At 58.7% G+C, this 24,460-nt stretch carries 17 protein-coding genes; 5 read left to right on the forward strand and 12 right to left on the reverse strand.

The window, feature by feature from the left end:
* Window positions 1-41: 41 nt before the first annotated feature.
* The 8 genes from CDO73_RS00430 to CDO73_RS27035 all read right to left on the reverse strand — a co-directional run bounded on the left by CDO73_RS00430 (window position 42) and on the right by CDO73_RS27035 (window position 13,175).
* Window positions 42-251: a DUF6199 family natural product biosynthesis protein gene (locus CDO73_RS00430; protein ID WP_088486510.1), complete on the reverse strand. Its 210-nt coding sequence runs from the start codon at window positions 249-251 to the stop codon at window positions 42-44.
* 281 nt (window positions 252-532) lie between these two features.
* On the reverse strand, window positions 533-1,324 hold the full coding sequence (locus CDO73_RS00435; RefSeq protein WP_088486511.1) for an ABC transporter permease: 792 nt from the start codon (window positions 1,322-1,324) through the stop codon (window positions 533-535).
* A complete protein-coding gene (locus CDO73_RS00440) occupies window positions 1,317-2,270 on the reverse strand; it encodes an ABC transporter ATP-binding protein (RefSeq protein ID WP_088486512.1) in 954 nt (317 codons plus the stop codon). Before CDO73_RS00440 ends, CDO73_RS00435 begins: the two co-directional genes overlap by 8 nt.
* A 176-nt stretch (window positions 2,271-2,446) precedes the next feature.
* Window positions 2,447-7,039: a glutamate synthase large subunit gene (gene gltB, locus CDO73_RS00445; protein ID WP_088486513.1), complete on the reverse strand. Its 4,593-nt coding sequence runs from the start codon at window positions 7,037-7,039 to the stop codon at window positions 2,447-2,449.
* 939 nt (window positions 7,040-7,978) lie between these two features.
* Window positions 7,979-10,420 (reverse strand): YhgE/Pip domain-containing protein, encoded by a 2,442-nt coding sequence (locus CDO73_RS00450; protein WP_088486514.1) that lies wholly within the window; start codon window positions 10,418-10,420, stop codon window positions 7,979-7,981.
* A gap of 137 nt (window positions 10,421-10,557) precedes the next feature.
* On the reverse strand, window positions 10,558-11,139 hold the full coding sequence (locus tag CDO73_RS00455) for a TetR/AcrR family transcriptional regulator (RefSeq protein ID WP_088486515.1): 582 nt from the start codon (window positions 11,137-11,139) through the stop codon (window positions 10,558-10,560).
* A gap of 205 nt (window positions 11,140-11,344) precedes the next feature.
* Entirely contained in the window at window positions 11,345-12,028 is a 684-nt protein-coding gene (locus tag CDO73_RS00460) for a metal-dependent hydrolase (protein WP_088486516.1), read from the reverse strand.
* 220 nt (window positions 12,029-12,248) lie between these two features.
* Complete coding sequence (locus CDO73_RS27035; protein WP_088486517.1) at window positions 12,249-13,175, reverse strand: cell wall hydrolase; 927 nt, start codon at window positions 13,173-13,175, stop codon at window positions 12,249-12,251.
* A 574-nt stretch (window positions 13,176-13,749) separates the two neighbouring features.
* Between CDO73_RS27035 and CDO73_RS00470 the strand changes: the two genes are divergently transcribed.
* The 3 genes from CDO73_RS00470 (at window position 13,750) to CDO73_RS00480 (ending at window position 16,447) form a co-directional block, all read left to right on the forward strand.
* Window positions 13,750-14,328 (forward strand): RNA polymerase sigma factor, encoded by a 579-nt coding sequence (locus CDO73_RS00470; protein ID WP_088486518.1) that lies wholly within the window; start codon window positions 13,750-13,752, stop codon window positions 14,326-14,328.
* The gene (locus CDO73_RS00475; protein WP_088486519.1) at window positions 14,325-15,455 is read left to right on the forward strand and encodes an anti-sigma factor; all 1,131 of its coding nucleotides are present in this window, start codon (window positions 14,325-14,327) and stop codon (window positions 15,453-15,455) included. Before CDO73_RS00470 ends, CDO73_RS00475 begins: the two co-directional genes overlap by 4 nt.
* Window positions 15,456-15,988: 533 nt before the next feature.
* Entirely contained in the window at window positions 15,989-16,447 is a 459-nt protein-coding gene (locus CDO73_RS00480) for an AraC family transcriptional regulator (protein WP_088486520.1), read from the forward strand.
* Window positions 16,448-16,581: 134 nt separating this feature from the next.
* Here CDO73_RS00480 and thpR read toward each other — a convergent pair whose 3' ends face one another.
* A complete protein-coding gene (gene thpR / locus CDO73_RS00485) occupies window positions 16,582-17,223 on the reverse strand; it encodes an RNA 2',3'-cyclic phosphodiesterase (RefSeq protein WP_088486521.1) in 642 nt (213 codons plus the stop codon).
* 90 nt (window positions 17,224-17,313) lie between these two features.
* Window positions 17,314-18,180 carry a YihY/virulence factor BrkB family protein gene (locus tag CDO73_RS00490; protein ID WP_088486522.1) on the reverse strand — a complete coding sequence of 289 codons (867 nt, stop codon included), beginning with the start codon at window positions 18,178-18,180 and terminating at the stop codon, window positions 17,314-17,316.
* 193 nt (window positions 18,181-18,373) lie between these two features.
* On the opposite strand from CDO73_RS00490, the gene CDO73_RS00495 reads away from it, so the two are divergent.
* Window positions 18,374-19,336 carry a D-2-hydroxyacid dehydrogenase gene (locus CDO73_RS00495; protein ID WP_088486523.1) on the forward strand — a complete coding sequence of 321 codons (963 nt, stop codon included), beginning with the start codon at window positions 18,374-18,376 and terminating at the stop codon, window positions 19,334-19,336.
* Between the two features lie 126 nt (window positions 19,337-19,462).
* On the opposite strand, the gene CDO73_RS00500 is transcribed toward CDO73_RS00495, so the two are convergent.
* Window positions 19,463-20,389 carry a DMT family transporter gene (locus tag CDO73_RS00500; RefSeq protein ID WP_088486524.1) on the reverse strand — a complete coding sequence of 309 codons (927 nt, stop codon included), beginning with the start codon at window positions 20,387-20,389 and terminating at the stop codon, window positions 19,463-19,465.
* Between the two features lie 128 nt (window positions 20,390-20,517).
* On the opposite strand from CDO73_RS00500, the gene CDO73_RS00505 reads away from it, so the two are divergent.
* Complete coding sequence (locus CDO73_RS00505; RefSeq protein ID WP_088486525.1) at window positions 20,518-22,053, forward strand: aminotransferase-like domain-containing protein; 1,536 nt, start codon at window positions 20,518-20,520, stop codon at window positions 22,051-22,053.
* Window positions 22,054-22,388: 335 nt separating this feature from the next.
* Here the strand turns inward: CDO73_RS00505 and CDO73_RS00510 are convergent, their stop codons facing one another.
* On the reverse strand, window positions 22,389-24,212 hold the full coding sequence (locus CDO73_RS00510; protein ID WP_088486526.1) for an ABC transporter ATP-binding protein: 1,824 nt from the start codon (window positions 24,210-24,212) through the stop codon (window positions 22,389-22,391).
* Window positions 24,213-24,460 lie beyond the last annotated feature (248 nt).

Genomic DNA, 24,460 nt, shown 5'->3' on the forward strand with positions numbered 1-24,460 from the left:
TTATAGCGCGCAAAGGAATCGACGCCAACACTTCGCCGGAATCAGATTCCGTTCCACAGCGTAACGGCGCCTACCAGCAGGAGAGCGGCCAATACCCGCATCATCGCGAAATAAGCAGGCTTCGGCTCTCGGGTGGCTTTCCAGCTCTGCGTGATTTTCCAGAACGATTTGGGCGCTACGATCACCCAGACGGTCAACAGAATCCAGACGATCATAAACGCGTTGACGACAATCATAAACCCGGTAGGCATTTCTTTTTCCTCCTTCATGTGTCTTGCAAAAGCAGCATAACGTTTTTGCCGAGCCGCGAGCATGATTTCGGTCACGCTCCGCAGCGAACTCGAACAAAATCCCGATCGGAAAGCGCCACGTACCTTATCAACATTAAAGGGAGGAATACGCTCCCCTGAATCGCACAAGAAGCGCGTGCATTTCAGGAAATGGCAAACCTGCGATTAAGAGTTGAAAGGGTACTCGCAGCGCCCGATCGGGATTTTCGTTTCCAATAGGACCGGACCTTACGCGCTTCCGGTTAAGCCGCCACGTCCCGTTTCCGGAAGACCCAGAACGCGATGACCAGAAATACGACATAATAGACGGCCAGCACGCTCAGCGAGAAGCCGAGCGACATGACGCCGTACTCGCCCGAAGGCGCATAGACGTATTGGGTCAAATTCAGGTTCGCGAACAGCACGTAGCGGCCGATCACGTATTTGGCCGGGCTGATGATCAGGGTGATCAGACCACCGACGAACATCATGACCATGGTCAGCGACAGCGCCAGCGAATTGCTGCGGAATACCGCCGAGAACAAGAACGCGATCGTCGCGTACATCAGGCCGGAGATCATCCGCAGCAGCAGCGAAAGCCAGAACTCGTCGGCCATGCTGCTTGCCAATCCGCCGAGCAGGCTGTCGGACATATCCGATGCCGAAGAAGTTCCGAATATGAGCGCCGACAGCGGCAGAGCCGGCAGGATGAACACCGCGTATACGGCCAGCAGGAACAAGACGACCGCGACGTATTTGGACAGCAGGATCTTGATGCGGCTCCACGGCCGGATCAGCAGCAGCTTGATCGTCCCGCGCGAGAACTCTCCCGCGACCGAGTCTCCGGCGATCGCGATCGCGAAGACCGTCGGCAGGAACCAGAACTGTTGGAGCGCGTTCATCGCCGACCACATACTGAGGCCGCTGCCTATATAGTAGAACAAGGTCGGCATGAGCAGCGACGTGAGCAGCACGATGCCGAACATGACCCAAGTCCGCACGCGCGAATAAATCTTGATGTTTTCGTTATGTACCAACCGGAAAAAATCAAACAATCTGTCCGCCTCCCGTCATTTCCAGGAATTGATCTTCCAACGAGCGGGTCAACGGGCGAATGCCGTACACCGGAATCCCCGCCTGCACCAAGCGCATATTCGTCTCGGCGATCCCTTCGCGGTTCGTGCGGATGACCAGACGACCGCCGCGAATTTCTCCGCCGCCGAGCAGGCCGATCGCTTCTTCGATCCGCGCCACGTCGAATTCGGTCTCGATCGCCGTTTCCGTATCCGTTTCGGCATGCAGATCGCGCACGTCGATCAGTTTGCCCGCTTGAATGATCGCGACCGAATCGCACATCAGCTCCATTTCGCTGAGCAGGTGGCTGGACACGAATACGGTCGTGCCGTCGTTTTGCGCCAACGTCCGCAAATAATCCCGCAGCTCGCGAATCCCCTGCGGATCGAGACCGTTGGTCGGCTCGTCGAGGATCAGCAGTTTGGGCTTGTGCAGGATCGCCTGCGCGACGCCGAGACGCTGACGCATGCCGAGCGAATACGTCGATACTTTATCGTGAATCCGGTTCTGCAAGCCCATAAAGCGCACGACTTCGTCAACCCGCTGCTTCGTTACGTCCGAGCGCATCCGAGCATACTGCAGCAGATTGCGGTAGCCGCTCAAATAAGCGTACATCTCGGGATTTTCCACGATGGCTCCGACCTGCGAGATCGCCGCTTCGAATTCCCGCGTAATGCTTCGCCCGCAGATTTTGATGTCTCCGGCCGTCGGCGCCATCAACCCCGTCATCATGCGAATGGTCGTCGTTTTGCCCGAGCCGTTCGGTCCGAGAAAGCCGAACACCTGCCCTGCCGGCACGTTAAGCGTCAATCCTTCGATAATCGTTTTTCTGCCGATTTTTTTGACCGCGTTTTCGAAACGGACGACAGGTTCTTCGCCTGCGCGTTTCGGCTCCGGATGTTTCCCGAGCTTATCGATCGCTTCCATGCTATCGCCTCCTCAATCGCTGAACTTCATTCCAATGTAACATAAGTCGACGGCTTCATCCTTATTTTTACGGCAAAAAAGCCCGTCCGCTTCTCCGAAAAGAAACGAACGGGCTTCATCGATCATGAAAAGCTGGTTGTGAAATCGGTCTTGCTGGCGGCGAAGGAGTCCCGCAATCAGCCGCCCGTACGCGCCAGCTCGCGCATATTGGCTTCGAAAGCGGCGAGCAGCGCGGCTTCGCCGGTCAGGCCGGTCGATTCCGCTTTCTCGATCTGCTCGAGCATCCGCTTGTAGTCTTTCGGAATGACGCGGACGAAGCGGCTCGACGTTTGTTCCCATCCGTCGAGGATCAGCTTGGCTACGCTGCTGCCGGTCAGTTCGGCGTGACGTTGAATCATGCCGCGCACTTCTTCTTTCTCGGCCGCGTCTTCCAGCGTCTCGAGCAGCACCATCTCCAAGTTGCAGCGGCTGACGAAATCGCCCGAACCGTCATAGACGTAAGCCACGCCGCCGGACATGCCGGCCGCGAAGTTGCGTCCCGTCTCGCCCAGTACCACCACGCGTCCGCCGGTCATGTACTCGCAGCCGTGGTCGCCCGTACCTTCGACGACGACTTTCACGCCGGAGTTCCGAACCGCGAAGCGCTCGCCCGCGATGCCGCTGATATAGGCTTCGCCGCCGGTCGCGCCGTAGAACGCCGTATTGCCGATGATGATGTTCTCTTCCGACTTGAAGGTCGAACGAGGGTCCGGCTTGACGATGATCTTGCCGCCCGACAGGCCTTTGCCGACATAGTCGTTGGAATCGCCGGTGACTTCGAGCGTGATGCCCTTAGGCACGAACGCGCCGAAGCTTTGACCCGCGGAGCCGGTGAAATGCAGCTTGATCGTATCGTCCGGCAGGCCGGCCGCGCCGTATTTGCGCGTCACTTCGCTGCCGAGGATCGTGCCGGTCGCGCGGTCCACGTTCGTGATCTTGAACGAAGCTTCGACCTTCTCGCCGTTTTCCAGCGCCGGAGCGGCGGCGGCGAGCAGTTCGCGCATATCGAGCGTCTGTTCCAGACCGTGGTTCTGCGTCTGCGTGCGGAACGGCGCGCTTCCTTCCGGAAGCTGCGGCACGTGCAGCAGCGGCGTCAGATCCAGACCTTTCTTCTTCCAATGGTGCGAAGCGTCCACGGCGTCGAGACAGTCCGTGCGTCCGACCATCTCTTGAATGGTGCGGAAGCCCAAGGAAGCCATCAGCTCGCGCACGTCTTGAGCGACGAATTTCATGAAGTTGACGACATGTTCCGGATCGCCCATGAAGTTCTTGCGCAGTTCCGGATTCTGCGTCGCCACGCCGACCGGACACGTATCCAGTTGGCAGACCCGCATCATGATGCAGCCTACCGCGATCAGCGGAGCGGTCGAGAAGCCGTATTCTTCGGCTCCGAGCAGCGCGGCGACCGCGAGGTCGCGTCCCGACAGCATCTTGCCGTCCGTCTCCAGCACGACGCGGTCGCGCAGGTTGTTGAGGATCAGCGTCTGATGCGTTTCGGCCAGACCCAGTTCCCACGGCATGCCCGCGTGACGGATCGAACCTTGCGGCGAAGCGCCCGTACCGCCGTCGTAGCCGCTGACGAGGATAATGTCCGCGCGGCCTTTGGCTACGCCGGCCGCGATCGTGCCGACGCCCACCTCGGAGACCAGCTTGACGTTGATATCCGCGCGCGGGTTGGCGTTTTTGAGATCATAGATGAGCTCGGCCAAGTCTTCGATCGAATAGATGTCGTGGTGCGGCGGCGGCGAGATCAGGCCTACGCCCGGCGTCGAACCGCGGACTTCCGCGACCCACGGATACACTTTGCGGCCCGGAAGCTGTCCGCCTTCGCCCGGCTTCGCGCCCTGCGCCATCTTGATCTGAATCTCGTCGGCATTGACCAAATAGTTCGACGTGACGCCGAAGCGTCCCGAAGCGACCTGCTTGATCGCGCTGCGGCGGGAATCGCCGTTCTCGTCCGTAACGAAGCGCGCCGGATCTTCGCCGCCTTCGCCCGTGTTGCTCTTGCCGCCGACGCGGTTCATGCCGATCGCCAGCGCTTCGTGCGCTTCTTTGCTGATCGAACCGAACGACATGGCGCCCGTCTTGAAGCGGCGCATGATGCTCTCGATCGGTTCCACTTCTTCCAGAGGTACCGGCTCGCCGACCGGCTTCAGGTTCAGCAGGGCTCTGAGCGTCAGATGCTTCTTCGACTCGCCTTCGACGAGGCGCGCGTATTTCTTGTACACTTCGTAATCGCCCGTGCGAACCGCCTGCTGAAGCAGGTGGATCGTCTGCGGATTGAACAAATGTTCTTCGCCGTCGCTTCTCCATTGGTATTCGCCGCCGGAATCCAGCACTTTGTCCAGACCTTCTTTGTCGGCGAACGCGCGGTTATGCTGAAGCAGCGTATCGAACGCGATCTCTTCGAGGCCGATGCCGCCGATCCGCGACGGGGTCCAAGTGAAGTAACGGTCCACGAATTCGGATTTCAAGCCGACCGCTTCGAAGATCTGCGCGCCGCGGTACGATTGGATCGTGGAGATGCCCATCTTGGACAGGATCTTCACGACGCCTTTTGTGGTGCCTTTGATATAGTTCTTGACCGCTTTCTCGTGCGAGATGCCTCTCAGCATGCCCTGCGCGATCATATCTTTCAGCGTCTCGAACGCCAGATACGGATTGACCGCACTGATGCCGTAGCCGAGCAGCAGCGCGTAATGGTGCACGTCGCGAGGTTCGCCGGATTCGAGCAGCAGCGTCACTTTGGTCCGCGTGCCCAGACGAATCAAATGGTGATGCATGGTCGAAACGGCCAGCAGCGCCGGGATCGCGGCATTCTCGCGGTCCACGCCTTTGTCGGACAGGATCAGGATGTTATGCCCTTTCTCGATGACGCGGTCGGCGGCTCTGCACATCTCGTCCAGCGCGTCGCGCAGGCCTTCGGCTCCGCGAGCGGCTTCGAAGAAGATCGGGATGGTCATCGCGCGGAAGCCCGGACGGTGACGGTGCACATGGCGGATCTTCGCGAAATCTTCGTTCGAGAGTACCGGCGTATCGAGCGCGATCATCCGGCAGCTTTCCGGTTCCGGCAGCAGCAGGTTGCGTTCCGCTCCGATCGCCGTGGAAGCCGAAGTGACGATCTCTTCGCGGATCGCGTCGATCGGCGGGTTGGTGACCTGCGCGAACATCTGCTTGAAGTAGTTGAACAAACGCTGCGGCTTGTCGGACAGCACGGCGATCGGCGCGTCGTAACCCATCGAGCCGGTCGCTTCGATGCCGGTCGACGCCAGCGGTTCGAGCGTCTTGCGCAGTTCTTCGAACGTATAGCCGAACGACAGTTGCAGCTGCGTCACGTTCTCGTGCTTCGGCGCAAGAGCTTCGGGCGCTTCCGGCAGTTCGTCGAGGTTAATCATATGTTCGTCGAGCCATTCGCGGTACGGCTGCTCGGACGCGATCTGCGCTTTCACTTCTTCGTCGGAAATGATGCGGCCTTCCTTCGTGTCGATCAGCAGCATACGTCCCGGACGCAGGCGGTCTTTGTAGAGAATGTTTTCCGGTGCAACATCGAGTACGCCGGCTTCGGAAGACAGGATGATGAGATCGTCTTTGGTCACGTAGTAACGCGCCGGACGCAGGCCGTTGCGGTCGAGGATCGCGCCGATCTGCACGCCGTCCGTGAACGCCATCGCCGCCGGTCCGTCCCACGGTTCCATCAGACAGCTATGGTATTCGTAAAAGGCTTTCTTGGTATCGTCCATCGTCTCGTGCTTGCTCCACGGCTCCGGCACCATCATCATGGCGACGTGAGGCAGCGAGCGGCCGCTCAAGTACAGGAATTCGAACGTGTTGTCGAACATCGCGGTATCGGAACCGTCCGGGTTGATGACCGGTTTTACTTTGTCGAGGTCCGATCCGAACACTTCGCTCTCGAACAGCGCTTGGCGGGCATGCATCCAGTTGACGTTGCCGCGCATGGTGTTGATCTCGCCGTTGTGGATCATGAAACGGTAAGGGTGGGCACGGTCCCAGCTCGGGAACGTGTTGGTGCTGAAGCGGGAGTGGATCAGCGCGATGGCCGAGCTCATGTTCTCGTCGCGCAGGTCCGGGTAGAATAGTCCGACTTGAGCCGTGGTCAACATGCCTTTGTAGACGATCTTGCGGCTCGACAAGCTCGGAATGTAGAACGATTCCGCGCCTTCGCCTTCCGCGTAGCGGATCGACATCTCGGCTTGGCGGCGGATGATGTACAGCTTGCGTTCGAACGCCAGATCGTCGGTTCCGATCACTTCGCCGCGTCCGATGAACACTTGGCGTACGCAAGGCTTGGCGGCCTTCGCGGAGTAACCCAGCGTGCTGTCGTCGGTCGGTACGGTGCGGAATCCCAGCAGCTTCTGACCTTCGGCTTGAATGATCTCGCCGAGCAGGTATTCGTGACGCGCGCGGATCTTATCGTCGGTCGACAAGAAGAGCATGCCGACGCCGTATTCTCCTTCGTTCGGCAGTTCGAAGCCCAGATCTTGGGACGCGAAGAACGAATGAGGCAGTTGGAGCATGATGCCCGCTCCGTCGCCGGAGTTCGGTTCGGCGCCTTGGCCGCCCCGGTGTTCCATGTTTTCGAGCATCGTCAGAGCGTTGCTGACGATATCGTGCGCAGGCGTTCCCTTGATATTGGCGATAAAGCCCATGCCGCAGGCGTCTTTTTCGAACTGCGGATCGTATAGACCCTGTTTCGGAGGCAATCCAGTCATTTCATCAAACAACCTTTCCATAATGAAATTCGTTCATCCCGACAAGAGATAAAAGGTGCTTGCGCGAGGCAGGCCACCGAAAAGCCGCAGATATAAGAGAACAGACTGCTTTTCGCACCCGGCGGGGTTACCTGGGGCTCGAAAAGCAGTCTTCCACATCCCGCCCGGAATCAGCCGACAAGGCGGCCGAACCGTCTTCGAAAACCTTATCATTCCAAGGTTTTCCGAACGTCGTTCGGCCTGCAAGCCATTCCTTCCGCGGGTTCGCAGTTGGATTTTAGTTCCCCCATTGTAACATTCAGCTTCCACGGCGTGCAATTTAAATCTTTTATCCGCCCTATAAAAATTTATTTCGCGGAGAAGCATTAGCGCATTGATGCATCGAATTAGACTGAACCGCCATTCGCCTTGAATTCCGAACGAGGCCAGCATGATTTTGAGTCATTATACGACAAAATTTACGCTTTGCCTATGCCTGAGACGATTTGTCCAATGAATGATGCAAAATATGCAAACGTTACGGGGCGGCGGGAGGTTTCTCTTTGGGTTTCGGCGGGGAGGAAGTTCCTGTTCGGTTTGGGAAAAGCTCGGGCGGTCCCTTTCGGGGAGGTCTGTTTCGGTCGCTTGTTGAAATCGGGAAATTGGATTGGACTTTTATGATGAGATTTCCCGATTTCAAAGGCGAACATTCCATTCCTCCACAGACCTCCCCTACGGGACCTGTCGCTTTTCTTGGCAAAAAGAACTTTTCTCCGTAAGGCGGGCGAGAAATCTCCCGCTTTAGGGAAGGAGGGGAAGTTCAAAAGAGGGCTACGCCGAAGGCGGCAGCGAAAGCTATTATAGAAACAAAAAAAGCCCCTGCGAGATTTCTTCGCAGGGGCTGCTTGCATCGAGCATTGGACATTCGTTATACATCGAATGTGCATCAAGCCGTCAAGCTTAAGCTTGAACGGCCTTTGTGCTCACGCTCGTTTCCGGGGTCCGCACGTCGCGTCCGCGGACGAAGTAGAACAGCGTCAGCAGCAGGAAGACGACGCCGATCGCGCCCATCAGGATCGTCTGATGCCAGACGACGTCGGATACGCCGGTAGAGATCGCGGCTTTGTAGCCGATTACGGTGTGGGTCATCGGCATCCAAGGGTTGAAGCCTTTCATCCAATCCGGAATCAGTTCCAGAGGGAAGGTGCCCGCGCTGGTCGTCAGTTGGAAGATCAGCAGCAGAAGCATCATGAATCGGCCCGGGTTATCCAGCCAAGTCACGAAAGCTTGGATCATCATCGTGAACGAGAAGCTGGTCACCCACGTGAACAAGACGAACAGAGGCACGCTCTGCACTTCGAGCTTCAACATGAACAGCGTAACCAAGATCGCGAGCGCGGATTGCAGCACGCTCATGCCGAAGAACGACAGGAAACGGCTGACGAAACGGTTCCACCCCGTCGCTTTGGCGACGGAAGATCCGCGCAGCGGAACGACCAGCGTAGAGATCAGCGCCCCTACGAACAAGCCCAGCGACAAGAAGTACGGCGCGAACCCCGTACCGTAGTTCGGCACGTCGTGGTAGACGGTCTCGTTCAGTTCGACCGGAGCGGCGAACATCTGCGCGTTCGCATCGCCTTTGTTGACGTCCGACGTTTCGGCTGCCGCGTCAGTCAGCTTGCTTTGCAGTTCGCCGGAACCGTCTTGCAGTTTACCGGCTCCGTCCTGCAGTTTGCCTGCGCCGTCTTCGAGCTTGCCGGCTCCGTCCTGCAGTCGGACCGCGCCCGAAGCGAGCGTCTCGGTTCCCGCGCCGAGCTTGGCGGCTCCCGAAGCGAGCTCGCCTGCGCCGCTGCCGAGTTTGCCGGCTCCCGCGCTCAGCTGCTGCGCGCCGGAAGCCAACTGGGCCGCGCCGGTTTGCGCTTGGCCGAGGCCGGTTTCGAGCTGCTTGCCGCCTGCGGTAAGCTTGGCCGCACCGTCGCTCAGTGCTTTGCCGCCTGCGGCGGCTTCGTTCAGCTTGCTGCCGAACTGCTTGATTCCGGCATCCAACTTCTGTCCGCCGGCAGTCAGACTGTCCGCGCCGGCTTGAAGCTTGCTGCCGCCCGCGGCAAGCTGTTCCGCTCCGGCAAGCAGTTTCTGCTGCGCGCCGTCGAGCTGCTGCGCGCCCGCGCTGAGCTTCGTTTGACCTTCGCTCAACTGCTCGCTGCCCGCGGCAACCGCTTTGGCCGTCGCCAGCAGCTTTTGCGCATCGGGACTTTGCGCCAACTGCGGAGCGGCTTGAAGAAGCTGTTCCAATCCATCGGCCACGCCTTTCGCGCCGGTCGTCACTTGTTGGCTGGCCGCGCTGGAAGCGGCCAACCCGTCTTTCAATTGCGCGCTGCCTGCCGCGCTTTGTTTCAATCCGTCGCGCAGGCTGCCCGCGCCTTCGGAAGCTTGGCCGATGCCCGCGCTAAGCCGGCTCGCGCCCTGCGACAGCTGCGCGGCGCCTTGCTCGATCGTGCCGTTCGCGCCGGACAATTGCTTCAGACCGCCCGCGAGCTTCTGCGCGCCGGTATTCAGCGCTCCGGCTCCCGTCGTCAATTGAGCGGCGCCGGCTTTCAATTTGCCCTGCCCGTTTTGCAGGCTGACCGCGCCGACCGCCAATTTGTCGAGGTTCTCTTGGAGCGTCGCCGCTCCGGCTTTCAACTGCAGCGTCCCGTCTTCGAGCTTGCCCGCGCCGTCTTTGAGCGCGACCGCTCCGTCGCCGGCTTGGACGAGCCCGTCTTTGAGCTTGCCCGCGCCGTCTTTGAGTTCGCCGGCTCCGCTGCCCAGATCGCCGGCTCCGTTTTTCAGTTTGCCCGCGCCTTCGCCGGCATCGCTGAAGCCCGTGGAGATCGTATCGAGCTTGGCGAACAGTTTCTCCGTATAGGTCTTGGTGACGGCTTCGGAGACTTTGGATTTGATTTCTTTGACCGCCGTCTCGCCGATCTGGCCGGCCAGGAAGTTATAGCCTTTGTTCGGCGAGAACTCGATCTTGGCCGTTTCCGGCTGCTTGTCGAGCACGGTGGTCGCTTTTTGCGAGAAATCTTCGGGAACGGTAATCCGCATGTAATACGTCTCGTCTTCCATTCCGCGAGCGGCGTCGTCCGCGCTGACGAACTTCCAATCGAACGATCCGTCCTTCTTGAGTTCGTCGACCAGATCTTGTCCGGCTTGCAGTTTCTCGCCGTCATACTCGGCGCCTTTGTCGAGATTGACGACCGCGACCGGAATCTCGTCCATCTTGCCGTACGGGTCCCAGAATGCCGTCAGGAACAAGCCGCTGTACAGCACGGGGATGAACAGCACCACGATGATCGGGATCAGAATTTTGGGATTCTTCAGATGCGTTTTCAAATCGCTGAAAAATACGGCTAAAGATTTCACTTCGTTTCTCTCCTTGAGTTCATTCTTCTCTTTTTGCGCAAGCATCAACAGAACCGAATGACTAATTTGATCAAATAGTCATTTTAGAACAAAAAAACGGCCCGCCTCTCCAGCAGGCACGTCGCCCTCGACGAATCTTAAGGGGCGGCGGTGAAGCCTTGTGTTAAAAAAGTGAAGACATGTTCTTTCAGCTCTTTTTTGCTCATCGGCGGATGGTGCATTTCCCATTCCACAGTCATCGCGATAAACAGCTTCAAGATTCCGAAAGCGATCACCTCGGCGTTCCCTTCGCGGATCGCGCCTTTGTCCATGGACTCGCGGATCAGACGTTCGAGGAATTGCAGAACGACGCTCTCGACTTTGAACAAAGCGGCCTTCGCCTGCGGCGTCCCGATGTCTCTCAGCTCTTGGGACAACTTCAGGAACAATTCGTGTTCTTCGCGGAATTCCACGATCGTATCGAGCGCGTGATAGACATTTTCGAAAAACGGACGTTCCGCATGAATTTCCGCTTCGGCCCTGTGACGCAGCTCGCGGATCGCGCCGAGCAGAATCTCGTCGAACAGTTCTTCTTTGTTTTCGAAAAACGTGTAAATGGTCCCTTTGCCCACGTTGGCAATCTTCGCAACCTGGTCCATCGTGGTCGCTTTGTAACCGAACAGCGAAAACGACTGGGCAGCCGCATGAAGCACTTGCTCGCGGCGGTCGACGACAGCCATATTCCCCCTCCTTTTTCTACTAAAATTGACTAAAAATATAATATGGTCATTCGGTCAATTTTAATCTATCACACTGTTTTCCGGATAGCAATACTTTTGTGCAACAAATGCGGATTCATTGAAAAACGGTCCTTCCCGCTAGAACGGAAAGGACCGTTTGCCGATTGGGCAGACGCCGATCAGTACCTTGTCAAGCCTAAAGCTACTAGATCTCGACGCTTTCCCGATTCTTGAGCGCAATGCCTTCGATGCCTGCTTCTTGAAGTTTGGCGCAAAAAGCGTCCACGTCTTGTTCGATCGCAGGGAATGTATTGTAATGCAGCGGCAGCACTTTAGGCGCTTGCACCCATTGAGCCGCGATCGCCGCATCTTCCGGTCCCATCGTGAAGAAGTCTCCGATCGGCAGCGCCGCCAGATCGATCTTGTTCAATTCGCCGATGATCTTCATGTCGCCGAACAGCGCCGTATCTCCGGCATGATAAAGCGTCTTGTCGCCCATCGTCAGCAGGATTCCCGCCGGCTCGCCGCCGTAGATCACGCGGTCGCCTACCGTCAGCGAAGAACTGTGGAACGCCAGCGTGTATTTGACTTTGAAACCGTCGAATTGATGCGAACCGCCGATATTCATGCCCACCGTCTTCACGCCGTGTTCCATGCAATAATTCGCCAGTTCCACCGGAGCGATTACGGGACAATCGTTCGCTTGGGCAATACCGATGCAGTCGCCGAAATGATCGCCGTGCGCATGAGTCAGCAGCACCGCGTCGACTTTGATGTCGGCCGGTTTGACGCCGGAATTCGGGTTGCCGGTCAAGAACGGATCGATAATGACCGATTTGCCTCCGCCTTCTACGAGCAGCGCGGAATGTCCGAGATACGTAATTTTCATAAACGAAATGCTCCCTTCCCGTTCGAATTGTCCTGCCGCAAGACATGGAAGTCCCGTCGGTCGCAGGCGTCGATTCTGGATACCTCTTCTTCCGTTTCATTATAACGCGCGAGAGTATGTATACCAAATTCGCCATGATTCGTTGATTCGAGATCGGGGGCTGAACGCTTCGAGGTCCGGCTCTGTTTTCTTGTCGTTTCGCGGTTCTCCGGTTCTTCGCTTACTTGAAGAACGTATGGTGACCGATCTTCTTGACCGGCGTCCGGGTATTCGGAATCGTCATGTCGGTCGCGAGTTCCAGAGACACGAAATAATACGTATCGTCCGTGACTTCTTTGCGTCCGTTAAGCGCTTCGGCTACTGCTTTGATCGAGTCCGCGGACGGCTTTACGCGGTCGAAACGGCCGTTCTGCACAGGCGAGAACTGGTACCGCTGATAGATGACGTCTCGAATGGTATCGGGATAATTGGCAGACCGAAGCCGGTTCAAGACGACGTTGGCGACGGCTACTTTGCCTGCATAAGGCTCGCCTTCCGCTTCCGCCATAACGATACGCTGCAGCAGAATGAGGTCTTGATCGGACAGCGTATACGTCCAAGTCGCTTTGGAAGCTTGAGCTTGGCTGAGCATCGCGGTCTTCGTGAAAAACAATCGGTTTGGGGGAGTATGGGATGTTGCCGCTTTTTTGACGGCTGCCTTCTGATCGGCAGCGGCTGCGGCTTTATTTTTTTGAGCGGAACCAGACGTGGGCGCAGCCTGTTTCCGAGCGACGGATTTCGTGTCCGAAACGCCGCTGTCGGGAGCTTTCGAAGATGCTGCGGATGAAGAAACTACGGATGGAGCGGACTTCGAAGAAACGGTCGCTTTTTCTTCGCCGGCGGTGTTCTTGCCGCTCTGCTTGTCCGCCGAAGAGTCGGATTTCTGCTCTTCCTGCTGCGTCCAAGCGGCGGTCCTTAATATATTTTCCGGGTGAAGCGCGTCGTCGAAGACGACTTCGGTCAGTTCGCAAGTCCCCAAGCTCGCGCCTGCCGCTTCCGCATGAGACGACACGCCTCCGTTCGACGCCCATACCGTCCCTGCGCAAATGAATATCAAGATCACGCCGACCAGCAGCGCGACCCAACGATTGTTTTTGAGTTGTTCCATAGTGTCCTCCTAGCTTTCGGCATACTTCATTCCTATGTAACCGTTCCAAAAGAGTTTGAATCCTCTTTTGTCCGAAAGCATGTTCGCTTTTTTTTGGCAATCCTAATACGTGAAAGTACCAACTGAAAAAATGCACAAACGCTATTATAACGCAAATCATGAGCATTTTCATCTTTTTTCAGGAAAGCCCTCTTCGATTCTTCCCTTCGACCCTCTCCCGCATCCGGCCGAATCGACGTTTTCGCAAGCGAAGAAAACGCCTTTTTTCGCGTAATGACGGGCTTTCTTCGACCGTTTTCCTTTTTTTGGATTTCTGTTTGGAACAGCTGTAATCTTTTTTTGAAACATCGATGAACCGGAACGTCTTTCAGTGCCGAAAATATCCAATTTCATCCAAAGCAATGCCGGGTCCGATCCCTTACGTTCGCTCTGCTCGACTGTCTGCTATGGGTTTATCTGTAAAACCCCCGCTTTATTTTGTTTCGTTCGAAATTTGTTTACTTTTAGAGTCATCCATAGCAAAAGATTTTGCGAACGGTATAATAGGAGCATGAATATCGAGAGGAGCTCCTGGATGAACGAACAATCGGAAGACCTGCGTCTGATTCGGCTTATCGCGGATCGGGACGCGGGAGCACTCGAACAATTGTACGATCTCTACGAACGGCCCGTATACGCGCTCGCGTATCGGCTGCTGAACGATGCGATGGCCGCCGAAGAAGCGGTGCAAGAACTGTTCCTGCGCATTTGGAACAACGCGGCGCGTTACGACTCGTCGCACGGCAAACTGTCGAGTTGGATGTTCGCGCTCGCGCGCAATATTTCGATCGATATGATTCGCCGACGCAGCGTGCGGGCTTCGGCCGTTCCGGTAGAAGACGAACATTTGAACGCCATCGCGGACACCGAGTCCGACACGGAGAAGCTGGTTCAGCAAACGTTGGAAGGCGAATCGGTCTGGGCCGCGCTCGGCGAAATCGGAAACGAACAACGTCAAGTCATCGAATGGATTTATTTCAACGGTTTGACGCAGCAGGAGGTGTCCGAGCGATACGGCATTCCGCTCGGAACGGTCAAGAGCCGCGTGAGGTTGGCCTTGAAGCAGCTGCATAAACGGTTATCGGGAATGGAAAGGGGGGAATCTCGGGCATGAGCGAACGCAAAGAATTAATGCAGGAAATGGCCGAAGCTTACGCGCTCGGCGGGCTTGAAGAAGCGGAAATCGCCGAATACGAAGCTTATCTGCAAGAAGACATCGACGAACGACTGCGCGTCGCCGCTCTGCGCGACACGGTCGGCCTGCTGGCTTCGACCGCGGCGCCGGTCTCCCCCCCTACCGGCATGAAAAGCCGAATCTTGGCTAACGTGCTGAAAGGGAGCGAGTCGACGAGCGACGCAAGCAAGGGGAATCCGGATACACCGGTCGGGCAGCCGATCGAAGAGCCGAAGCCGGCGGACGTCTCGGGGGAACCTGCCAAGCGGCAGGGCGAGATCGAAACAGGCGGCACGGCGCAAAGCGGCGATCCGCGTCTTGAAGACGGCGGAACCGAGCTGCTGCTGGAACAAGCACGGCAGGGCATCGAAGCCGGCGAAGCTCGCCGCGCGGCGGAAGCGATCGGAAACGCGGCGGAAGCCGCGAACGAAGAAGTACCGCGGCGCAGCGAGGCGAACGGCAGCCCGGCCGGAGATTTCGCTCAAACGCAGAGCGGCGCGGAGGCTCGCGGAACCGACGCGGGCATAGAAGATGTTCGGCAAGCGCGCGCGGCGACCCGCGCAAGAAGCGGACGCGCGCTCTGGGCAGGCGCGGCGGCGGTAATGGCCGCGGCGGCGATCCTGCTGGGCGTGTATTCGGCCCAACTGCGCGGCGAGCTGAACGATATGCATGCCGACATGACCGCGATGCAGCAGCAGTTGGATTCGGTCAAAGAGCCGACGGTCGGAGCGGAAGTCGATCGCACCGTTGCGCTGGCCGGCATGGAAGACGATCCGCAGGCTTGGGGAACGGCTTCCATGGTTCGCGACGATACGGGTACGCATCTGCTCGTGCAGGCCGCCGAACTGCCGGAGCTTAGCGGCAGCCAAGCGTATCAGGTCTGGTTGATCGATAAGGAAGGCAACCCGATCAATGCCGGAACGTTCATGTCCAAAAGCGGCAGCGGCGCGCTGTCTTACACGATGCAGCCGGGCGATTACGAAATGGTCGCGATCACGTTGGAGCCGGACGCCGAAGGCGATCAACCGCGCGGACGCAAAGTCTTGGTCGGAGCGCTGAACGGGTAACCGCCCGCAGCCGCTTCGAAGTTCGAATACGGAAAGCCCCGAGTCGTTTCTCTTATGGAGAAGCGACTCGGGGCTTTTGCTGTTTGCAAGGAGGAACGCGGTCGGCCTGCTAAAAAATAAACTTTTTTGCATAGGCATACGCTTTTGCGAACGCAAGCAGCAGCTTGGCGAGCGAAACGAACTCGCGCTAACGGAAATCAGCGACGCTTAGCGTGCCGAATCGGCGCTCTTCGATTCCTAACGGAACGAGAGAACGCTTAACGTTCGAAAATCCGCTTTTTTGCGGAAATTTCGCTTCTTCTGCCCCGCTAAGCGTCATCTGATTCCGTTAGAAATTTATCGGGACGCGAATCCCGCTTCTAAAGGAATGACGATCCGTTAGCCTTGCAAACTGCCGCCGCCTCTCGCCCGCCTTCTTCGTTTGCATACATATTTCGAATCTTTTTATTCATGGGCAATCAAATAAGCAAATCATTTTATAGCATGTTAGGCTTGATCTGCGGCGCACTAAGGCTGCGGAAAGGAAGAAACGAATGGAATTTGCAGTAGAAACATGGGGAGAGACTCCGATCGTCTATGTACGCCGAACAGGCCCTTACGGGCCGGAGAACAAACAAACGATGGAGCGGTTGAAGGAGTGGGCGAAAAAACGCGGGCTGCTCGAAGGAAACGCCGTTCTGTTCGGCATTCCGCAGGACGATCCGCGCACGACGGCGCCCGAAGCGTGCCGTTACGACGCCTGCATCGCGACCGATCTGGTTCTTGAGCAGGATGAAACCGATCCTCTTCAATCGGGAATATTCGAAGGCGGAACGTATGCCGTATTCCGGATCGCCCACACGGCAGAAGGCGTCCGGCAGGCTTGGAACGAGATTCTGCCGGCTTTGCAGGCGGGCGGCTGCGAGATCGCAAACAAGCCGACCGTCGAGCGTTATGCGGAAAAATTGCTGCGCGAAGATTGGTGCGAGCTTTGCGTGCCGATCCGGATATGAACGCCCGTTTCGAAAAAAGCGGAGCGGGCTGAATATTTCTGCCGGACAGGGCATAGTCCGAGGCGCGTTTTAATCGCGCGAGACGGTTGCTCGCGCAAAGACAGCGAGCGCCTCAGAAGTTCCCGCCCGACGGCTCAGCTTCCGCCGAGCGGGAACTCCGCGATCCGCTCGTACATGGGACGCTCGTGCATGCGCGTCCGGTACAGCACCGCCCGGTCCGCGGTCCCGGCGGTCAGGGCCGGAGCCGCCGCCAGCTTCGACGGCTCGAATTCGCGGCCCGCCGCATATTTGCGGGCCAGGGTCAAATGCGCCCGGAAGCCGCGCTTTTCCGGGCCGAACCCCAGCGGCGCGAGCGCCGCTTCGGCCGCCGCAGCCAAGCGGCCGAGCCGGTCCGCCGAGCCCTCGTCCGGCTCGGCGAACAGCACGCGCGGCGCTTCGGGCAGGCCGAAGGTGCCCGCGCCGAGCAGGTTCAGGGCGAACGGCGTCTCGCCCGCCAGCGCCGCGCGCAGCGCGTCCGCGATCGCCGGAATGCGATCGGCTTCGACATCGCCCAAGAACTTGAGCGTGAAATGATAATCGCGCACATCCGTCCAGCGGCGAAACGCCGCTTCGCCGAAAGCGGTCCGCGCCCAATCGTAGAGCGCGGCGGCCGCCGTTTCTCCGACCGGAACCGCGACGAAGATTCGCGGTTTCGGTTCGTTCGCGTCCGATCGGATAATCGGCTTATCCGCCTGCGAATCGCCGCGCTTTTTCGAATGCTCTTCTTTTTCCGCCATCGCCGCTTGCCTCCTCCCTGTTCCTCGTTTTCTTTCCTTTTTCCCCGAGCCGAAGATCTTGTCCGTTTCCTGCGCACATCATTCTTCCGCTCAAGATTTCGGCTCCTGCGCCGCGAGGCCTCTTCGCCGATCGTTCTTGCCCGCTTTCAGCGTGGCATTGATCTCTCCGCCCACCATCACGATGATCGAGCTGAGATACAGCCAAGTCAGCAGGATAATGATCCCGCCGAGGCTGCCGTACGTCTTGGTGAAGTTGCCGAAGTTGTTGACGTAGAACGAAAAAGCCAGCGAAGTCAAAACCCAGCCGATCGTCGCGCAGACCGCGCCCGGCAGCGCTTCCCGAATCTTGATCTGCCGATTGGGCGCGATCCAATACAAAGCGGTGAACACCGCGATCAGCACGACCAGCGGCGTGACGTATTGCAGCAGATCCCACGTCTGCCGGAAACCCGGCGGATAACTGAGCAGCCGGTCGAGCTGATCGCCGATCCACCGTCCGAAGACAAGCAGCAGCACGCTGACCAGCAGCACGACTCCGAGTACCAGCGTGGACAGCAGCGAAACGAGGCGAATCTGCCAGAATTTGCGGCTTTCTTCGACGTCGTACGCTTTGTTGAGGCCTTTGATCACGGCGTTGATGCCTCGCGAAGCGGTCCACAGCGTGGCGATCATCCCGATCGACAGCAGCGTGCCGTTCCCCTGCGTGACTTCGCCGAGAATATTTTCCACGGTGTCCATCGCCGCTCCCGGCACGACTTGGCGCGCCAGCTCCATCATCTCGTCGATCGACAAGTCGACGTAGCCGACCAGCGTAACGAGAAAGATGAGAAACGGGAAAAACGACAGCAGCAGATAATACGCGAGCTGCGCGCCGATCCCGCTCACCTCGTCGTCGCGAATCCGAATGTACATCCGGTATCCGAAGTCGACGGCGTACACGATATATTTTGCGATCATAAACCGCTCCTTCCGGATATTCGAGTCCGAAGCCTGCATTTATTCCTCTATCGCGTTCGGCCCGCTCTATGCGTATTATACCCGTTTTCTGCCTGCTCGCTCTGTCCTTTGCCCGGGTTCGGAAGATTTACGGAACAAACTTTGCTAAGATAAGAAGGAGAGCTTTTTCGAAAACGAAGGAGGAACAGCGGACATGCCGACGATATTGACGTTCTACGAATTTGACGAGAAGTACAAGCAGCAGATCCGCGAGATCGCTCCGGACTACGAATTGAAGACCGTAAAGGCGAAAGAAGCGACCGCGAAGCAGATTCGCGAAGCCGAGATTCTGGTCGGTTGGAACCGCGATCTGGAACAAGAAGCCGTAGGCAGCGACAACCTCAAATGGGTGCAGTCTTGGTCGGCCGGCGTCGATTATTTCCCGATGGACCGTTTCGAAGAAAAAAGCGTATCGCTCACCACTTCCGGCGGCGTGCACGCGATTCCGATCTCCGAGCATATCTTCGCGGTGCTGCTGGCGATGACGCGCAATCTGGACGGCAACATTCGCAGTCAAGTACGCGGCAAATGGGAAAAAGGCGAAGCGCATAACGGCCTCTACGGCGAGATTCACGGCCGCACGCTGGTGGTCGTCGGAACCGGACATATCGGACGGGCCACGGCGCGCGTCGCGAAAGCGTTCGGCATGACCACGATCGGCGTGCGCCATTCGGGACGTTCCGAAGAACATTTCGACGAGATGTACAAGACGGACGGCATCGAAGAAGCGTTCGCCAAAGGCGACGTGATCGTGAATATCCTGCCGCTGACGGACGAGACGCGCCATTTCTTCAATCGCGACAGCTTCGCTTACATGAAACGCGGCGCGATCTACATTACCGTGGGACGCGGACCGAGCACCGACACCGACGCGTTGATCGAAGCGCTCGATTCCGGCCGCTTGTCCGGCGCCGCGCTGGACGTCTTCGAACAAGAACCGCTGCCGGAAGACCATCCGCTGTGGAAACGCGAAGACGTAATCTTGACCCCGCACGTGGCGGGCAACACCGACCATTACGACGAGCGGGCGGCGGAGATTTTCGTCGACAACCTGAGAGCTTACGTACGGGGCGAGACGCTGCCGCGCAACTTGGTCGACTACTCCAAGAAATACTGAAACGAAGACGCGGGATTCACGGCCTATATTATAGTAGAAAAAAAGCACGGGAAGCGGACCGAAGTCCGTTCTCCGTGCTTTTTTTGCGCGTGCGGACGCGGCTTCGCCGTCTTCCTGCGTGCGGATTCAGGCCCCGCCGCGTGCCTCGGCGGCCGATCGCCGGGCTCGCAGCAGCGAGCGGATCGAAGGCCAATTGGTCAGCAGCACGCCGGCCAAGACGACCAGCGAGCCGACCGCCGCGTTCCAATGCAGCGGCTCGCCGTAGAGACGCGCGCCCAATGCAAGCGCGATAAACGGCGAGACGTAGAGCCAAGTCGTCGGAAAGACCGGATGCGTCCGCGAGACCAGCCAATAGAACAGCGTATGCCCTGCCATCGAGCCGATCAAAGTCAGATAGAGCAGCGACAGCAGCGCCTGCGAATAATCCGCGATGCCGGCATGTCCGCGCTCCGCGAGCAGCGAGAGCAGAAGCAGCATCCAGCCGCCGTGCATCATCTGGGCCGCGTTGAGCGAGATCGGGGATGCTTCCGGCAGTTTGGCGCTGGCGTGTTTGGCCAGCAGCGCGCCGCTCGCGTAGCCGATCTCTCCCGCGACCACGACCAGCCCCGCGATCAGCCACATCTTCCCGTGCGCGCTTTCCGCTCCGGGCAGAAGCAGCAGCGCGACGCCGGCCGTGCCGATCAGCGTACCGGTCAAAGCGATCTTCGGAATCCGGATCCGCGAGACGCCGGCTTGCAGCAGCAGGATAAAAGCCGGTCCGGTCGCCGACAGCACGGACGCGAGTCCCGACGAAATATACTGCTCCGCCCAATACAGCGCCGCGAACGTGCAGAACGTCAAGCCGAAGCCTGTAAACAGCGTTTCTTTGCGCAGCAGCAGCGAGAAACTGACTTTGCGCCGAGCCGCCATATAGAGCATGACCAGCAGCCCGGCCGCGAAGAAACGCACTCCCGCGCCGAAGAACGGCGGCAGGCCGGCTTCCACGCCCATTTTGATCGCCAGAAAAGTCGTCCCGAAAATCAGGCACATCGTAAGATAGCCGAGCAAAATCATCTGTTTCTCCCCCTTCGTTTGCTTTATTGTATAGGAGAGCGCATAGAACAGATGACCTTAGATAGAACAGATGGCGGGACGTCGACATGCCGAATATACGGTACAATCGAAACAAAGGAGTGATCGGCATGGAAGCAAACATTCGAACGGAACTTCACGGCGACGAACTTCGGCAGGCCAAAACGTCGGTCGGGTTGGCCGCCGAACTGCGGGCGAGCATCGCGCGCGGGGATTGGATTCAAGGCGAGAAGCTGCCTTCGGTGCGGCGCATGTCGGAAAAGACCGGACTGCATCGGCTGACCGTGTTCAAAGCTTACGGCATGCTCAAAGAAGACGGATGGGTCGAGTCGCGGGAGAAATCCGGATATTACGTCATCATGCCTCGGCCGAACGAAGAACGGATCGCGAGCCGCCGGGAAACGATCGACGCGCATCGGCATGATCCCGATCCAGACGCTCCCGCAAACTTGGCGGCCGTAGAGGACGAAGCGCTGTCTCCTCTTCCCGCTCTGCTCGGGGAGCTGCACAGCGTGGACTGCGCGTATCAATTCTCGCAAGCGCTGATCGATCCGCTGCTGCTGCCCAATACGTATCTGGCGGAGCAGGCCAAGCAGGTCTTCGACCGGTATCCGCGCGTGCTCGGAACCTACGCGCCGCTTCGCGGCGACGAGGAACTGCTCGAAGCGCTGCGGCGGTATCTGTCGGAAGCCTGCGGCGTCGATATCGCCGAATCGGAAGTATTGGTCACCGGCGGCGCGCAGGAAGCGATTCATCTGGCCTGCGAAGCGTTGGTCCGTCCCGGCGACGCCGTGCTGATCGAGCAGCCGAGCTACAGCGTGGCGATCGAGATGTTCCGGCATCGCAACGCCCGGCTGCTGCCGGTCGGCATTCGGCCGGACGGCTACCGGATGGACGAAGTAGAGGCCCTGATGCGCCGCTATCGACCGGTGCTGTTCTATATGAACCCGACTTTCCATAATCCGACCGGCTGGTGCGTGCCGCCCGAACAGCGCAAGCAGCTCGCCGATCTGGCCGAGACGTACGGCTGCATTCTGGTCGAAGACGACGCGTTCCGGGACATTTATTTCGGCTCGCCGCCGCCCGCGCCGGTGTACGGCTACGATACGTCGGGCCATACGATCTATGTCCGCAGCTTCAGCAAATACGTCTTTCCCGGCCTGCGGATCGGCTGCCTGGCCGCGCCTCCGCCGCTGATGCGCAGGCTGCTGGCGGCCAAAGCGCGCAGCGGCGGCGGCACGCCGCTGCTGAACCAGAAAGTGTTCGCGCATCATTTCCAGTCCGAACGCTCGCGCAGCCATCTGCACAAACTGCGGATCGCTTTGCAGCTCCGCAAAGAAGCGATGGAAACGGCGCTGGCCGGTTCCGGCTGGCGTTGGCACTCGCCTTCGGGCGGCTTGAATCTGTGGATCGAGCTGCCCGAAGGCCTTCATCCGGAGCGGCTGTTGGCCGATTCGCTGGGCGGACGGCACACCGATACCGTCGCCTTCGTGCCCGGTTCGTTCTTCGATCCGGACGGGCAGGCGGATCGGCATATCCGCCTGAGCTATTCGCTGCTCAACGAGCGGCAGATCGCCGAAGGCACGGCGCGGCTGCGCGCTTACGCGGAGCGGCAGACGAAGCCGCCCGGAAGATCGGCGTTTTAGGCGATGTAGGCAAATTTAACGGCATGTATATTGAGGCGTCTTTTCGCCTCTCGAATTCGCCTCAGATGCGTGATCGAATCGGCAGCGCCGTATTCATGCTGCTTGACTTGCCCCGGCACGCCTTCGGCGCACTCCTGCTCCGAAACGAAGCACGAACTGTATTTTCTTGCAGCAAAACAACCCGTCTTCGGAAGCGCATCAGCGCTTTAGAAGGCGGGTTTCTTTTCGAGGAGATCTCGGGGTTCGACATCGAGTCGATAAGGATCGAGCAAGACTCACCAAGAACGATCGAAACAAATCGAGTCTCCGCTTTTTGCGAAGCAGAGACTCGACGATTACGAAGCGGTCACGGCCGCTTCTTCCTGCCGTTCGCGCATCTGCGCCCGGTACAGCGCGCAGTACCGGCCTTCGAGCGCCATCAATTCTTCGTGCGTGCCGCTTTCGATCGCTCGGCCTTGTTCCATGACGACGATCCGGTCCGCGCCCTGCACGGTCGAGAGTCGGTGCACGATCACGAACGTCGTCCGGCCTTTTTTGAGCTGATCCAGCGCTTTCTGCACTTTGCGTTCCGATTCGTTGTCGAGCGCCGACGTGGCTTCGTCGAGCAGCAGCACCGGCGCGTCGCGCAGCAGCGCGCGGGCGATGGCGATCCGCTGGCGCTGGCCGCCGGAGAGCCGCGCGCCGCGTTCCCCGATCTTCGTGTCGAACCCGTCCGGGAATTCCCGGATGAAATCGTAAGCTTCCGCCATGCGCGCCGCCCATTCGATCTGCTGTTCGCCCGCTTCCGGCGATCCGTCCGCGATATTGTCGCGGATCGTGCCGGAGAACAGATGCGCTTCCTGCGGCACCCAAGCGAAATAATTCCGGCGATGCTGCGGATTCATCGCTTCGGAATCTTCGCCGTTCAGCAGCAGACGTCCTTCTTGGGGCGGGTACAAACCCAGCAGCAGCTTGAACAGCGTAGTCTTTCCTCCGCCGCTCTCGCCGACCAGCGCGATCGTCTCGCCGGAGCGGGCGGTCAGGTTCAGCCCGTGCAGGCCTTTGCTTTCCGTTTGCGCGCTGTCCGCGCTTCCGTTATCCGAAGACGTCTCATAGGCGAAGCTCATGTTTTCGATCTTCAATTCGCGCAGCGCGGCAGGCTTGCCGGCCGACTCGCGCAGCTCGCCGGTTTCCGCCGGCGCGTCGATGACTTTGAAGATCCGGTCGGCGGCTCCCAATCCCTGCTGCATGCTCGCCCACATGCCCGGCAGCACGCTGAACGGCATGACCAGATAGTTCATGAGCTGGATAAAAGCCAGCATGGACCCGACGGCGATGCTGCCGGTCTTCACCAGATAAGCGCCCGCCACGATCGCGCCGACGAACATCAGATTGCCGGCAAAAGCGCTGGCCGCCGCGCTTCCGCCTTGGATCCGCGCGCTGCGCATTTCCCATCTCAAGATCTCGCGGCTGCGTTTCACGAACGCGTCGAACGTGCGCCGCTCCATGCCGTACGCTTTGACCACGGTCGGCGCGCCGAACGCGTCCTGCAGATATACCGTCGCTTCGCCGACCGCTTCCTGCTGGCCGGCCGCGCTGCGGCGCATCGCTTTGCCCGTCAGCCCGCCGATCAAGATCATGACGGGGCCCATCGCGAAGCACAGCAGCGCCATCGGCCAACTGATCGTCAGCAGATAGACGAAAGCGGCGATCGCCAGCAGCGGATTGCTGAGCAGTCCGAACAGCGTCGTGCCCATCGCTTCGCCGACCGCCTGATTGTCGCTGGTCATCCGGGACAGGAATTCGCCCGAATGATGCCGGTCCGTATACTTCGTCGGCAGTCTCAGAATATGATGCAGCGTATCTTCGCGCAGATCTTTGCGGATCGAAGCGGACGCTTTGGTGCGCAGCACCTGATCGATATAATACACGACCACTTCGCCGATCAGGATTCCTCCGCCGATCGCCAGCAGCGTTCCCCACGACTGCTCCGAACCGTACACCGCCGCGTTCGTGACCAATGCCAGAAACCAAGCGATGCTCAGGCTCAGCCCGATTTTCACCAGCGATACGACGCTCAGTCCCGCATACAGCGCTTTGTAACGGCGAATATAGGCAGCCAGACGTTTGAACGTGCCTTTGGGCGCTTTGTCCGCAGCGCTTCCCGTTTGTTGTTCCATCCTTCTCTCCTCGCTTCCTCTGTTCGACCTTCTGTATCCAGTATAAGGAAAACGAGGATCGTTCGAATTGACCGCCGGACCGGAATTCGTCTCGTTCTTCGGACCGAGTCGGCAAGCGGCCCGAGACGGAGACGGAGGAAGAGGCGGAGTCGAAGAAGGCGGAATAGCGATAGAAAAATCTGTTCGATCTTGCCGAGACGTTACAATCAAACGTCCGATCGCTCTTCGCAGAAACGCAGTAATTTAAC

Origin of the sequence: Saccharibacillus sp. O23 (assembly GCF_002205895.1) — a bacterium.
Classification (GTDB): domain Bacteria; phylum Bacillota; class Bacilli; order Paenibacillales; family Paenibacillaceae; genus Saccharibacillus.

Bases quoted from the DNA above. Each gene is read 5' to 3' on its own strand.
- CDO73_RS00430 (WP_088486510.1), bottom strand. From the start codon at position 251: ATGCCTACCGGGTTTATGATTGTCGTCAACGCGTTTATGATCGTCTGG.
- CDO73_RS00440 (WP_088486512.1), bottom strand. From the start codon at position 2,270: ATGGAAGCGATCGATAAGCTCGGGAAACATCCGGAGCCGAAACGCGCA.
- gltB (WP_088486513.1), bottom strand. From the start codon at position 7,039: ATGACTGGATTGCCTCCGAAACAGGGTCTATACGATCCGCAGTTCGAA.
- CDO73_RS00455 (WP_088486515.1), bottom strand. From the start codon at position 11,139: ATGGCTGTCGTCGACCGCCGCGAGCAAGTGCTTCATGCGGCTGCCCAG.
- CDO73_RS00460 (WP_088486516.1), bottom strand. From the start codon at position 12,028: ATGAAAATTACGTATCTCGGACATTCCGCGCTGCTCGTAGAAGGCGGA.
- CDO73_RS27035 (WP_088486517.1), bottom strand. From the start codon at position 13,175: ATGGAACAACTCAAAAACAATCGTTGGGTCGCGCTGCTGGTCGGCGTG.
- CDO73_RS00470 (WP_088486518.1), top strand. From the start codon at position 13,750: ATGAACGAACAATCGGAAGACCTGCGTCTGATTCGGCTTATCGCGGAT.
- CDO73_RS00475 (WP_088486519.1), top strand. From the start codon at position 14,325: ATGAGCGAACGCAAAGAATTAATGCAGGAAATGGCCGAAGCTTACGCG.
- CDO73_RS00480 (WP_088486520.1), top strand. From the start codon at position 15,989: ATGGAATTTGCAGTAGAAACATGGGGAGAGACTCCGATCGTCTATGTA.
- thpR (WP_088486521.1), bottom strand. From the start codon at position 17,223: ATGGCGGAAAAAGAAGAGCATTCGAAAAAGCGCGGCGATTCGCAGGCG.
- CDO73_RS00490 (WP_088486522.1), bottom strand. From the start codon at position 18,180: ATGATCGCAAAATATATCGTGTACGCCGTCGACTTCGGATACCGGATG.
- CDO73_RS00495 (WP_088486523.1), top strand. From the start codon at position 18,374: ATGCCGACGATATTGACGTTCTACGAATTTGACGAGAAGTACAAGCAG.
- CDO73_RS00500 (WP_088486524.1), bottom strand. From the start codon at position 20,389: ATGATTTTGCTCGGCTATCTTACGATGTGCCTGATTTTCGGGACGACT.
- CDO73_RS00505 (WP_088486525.1), top strand. From the start codon at position 20,518: ATGGAAGCAAACATTCGAACGGAACTTCACGGCGACGAACTTCGGCAG.
- CDO73_RS00510 (WP_088486526.1), bottom strand. From the start codon at position 24,212: ATGGAACAACAAACGGGAAGCGCTGCGGACAAAGCGCCCAAAGGCACG.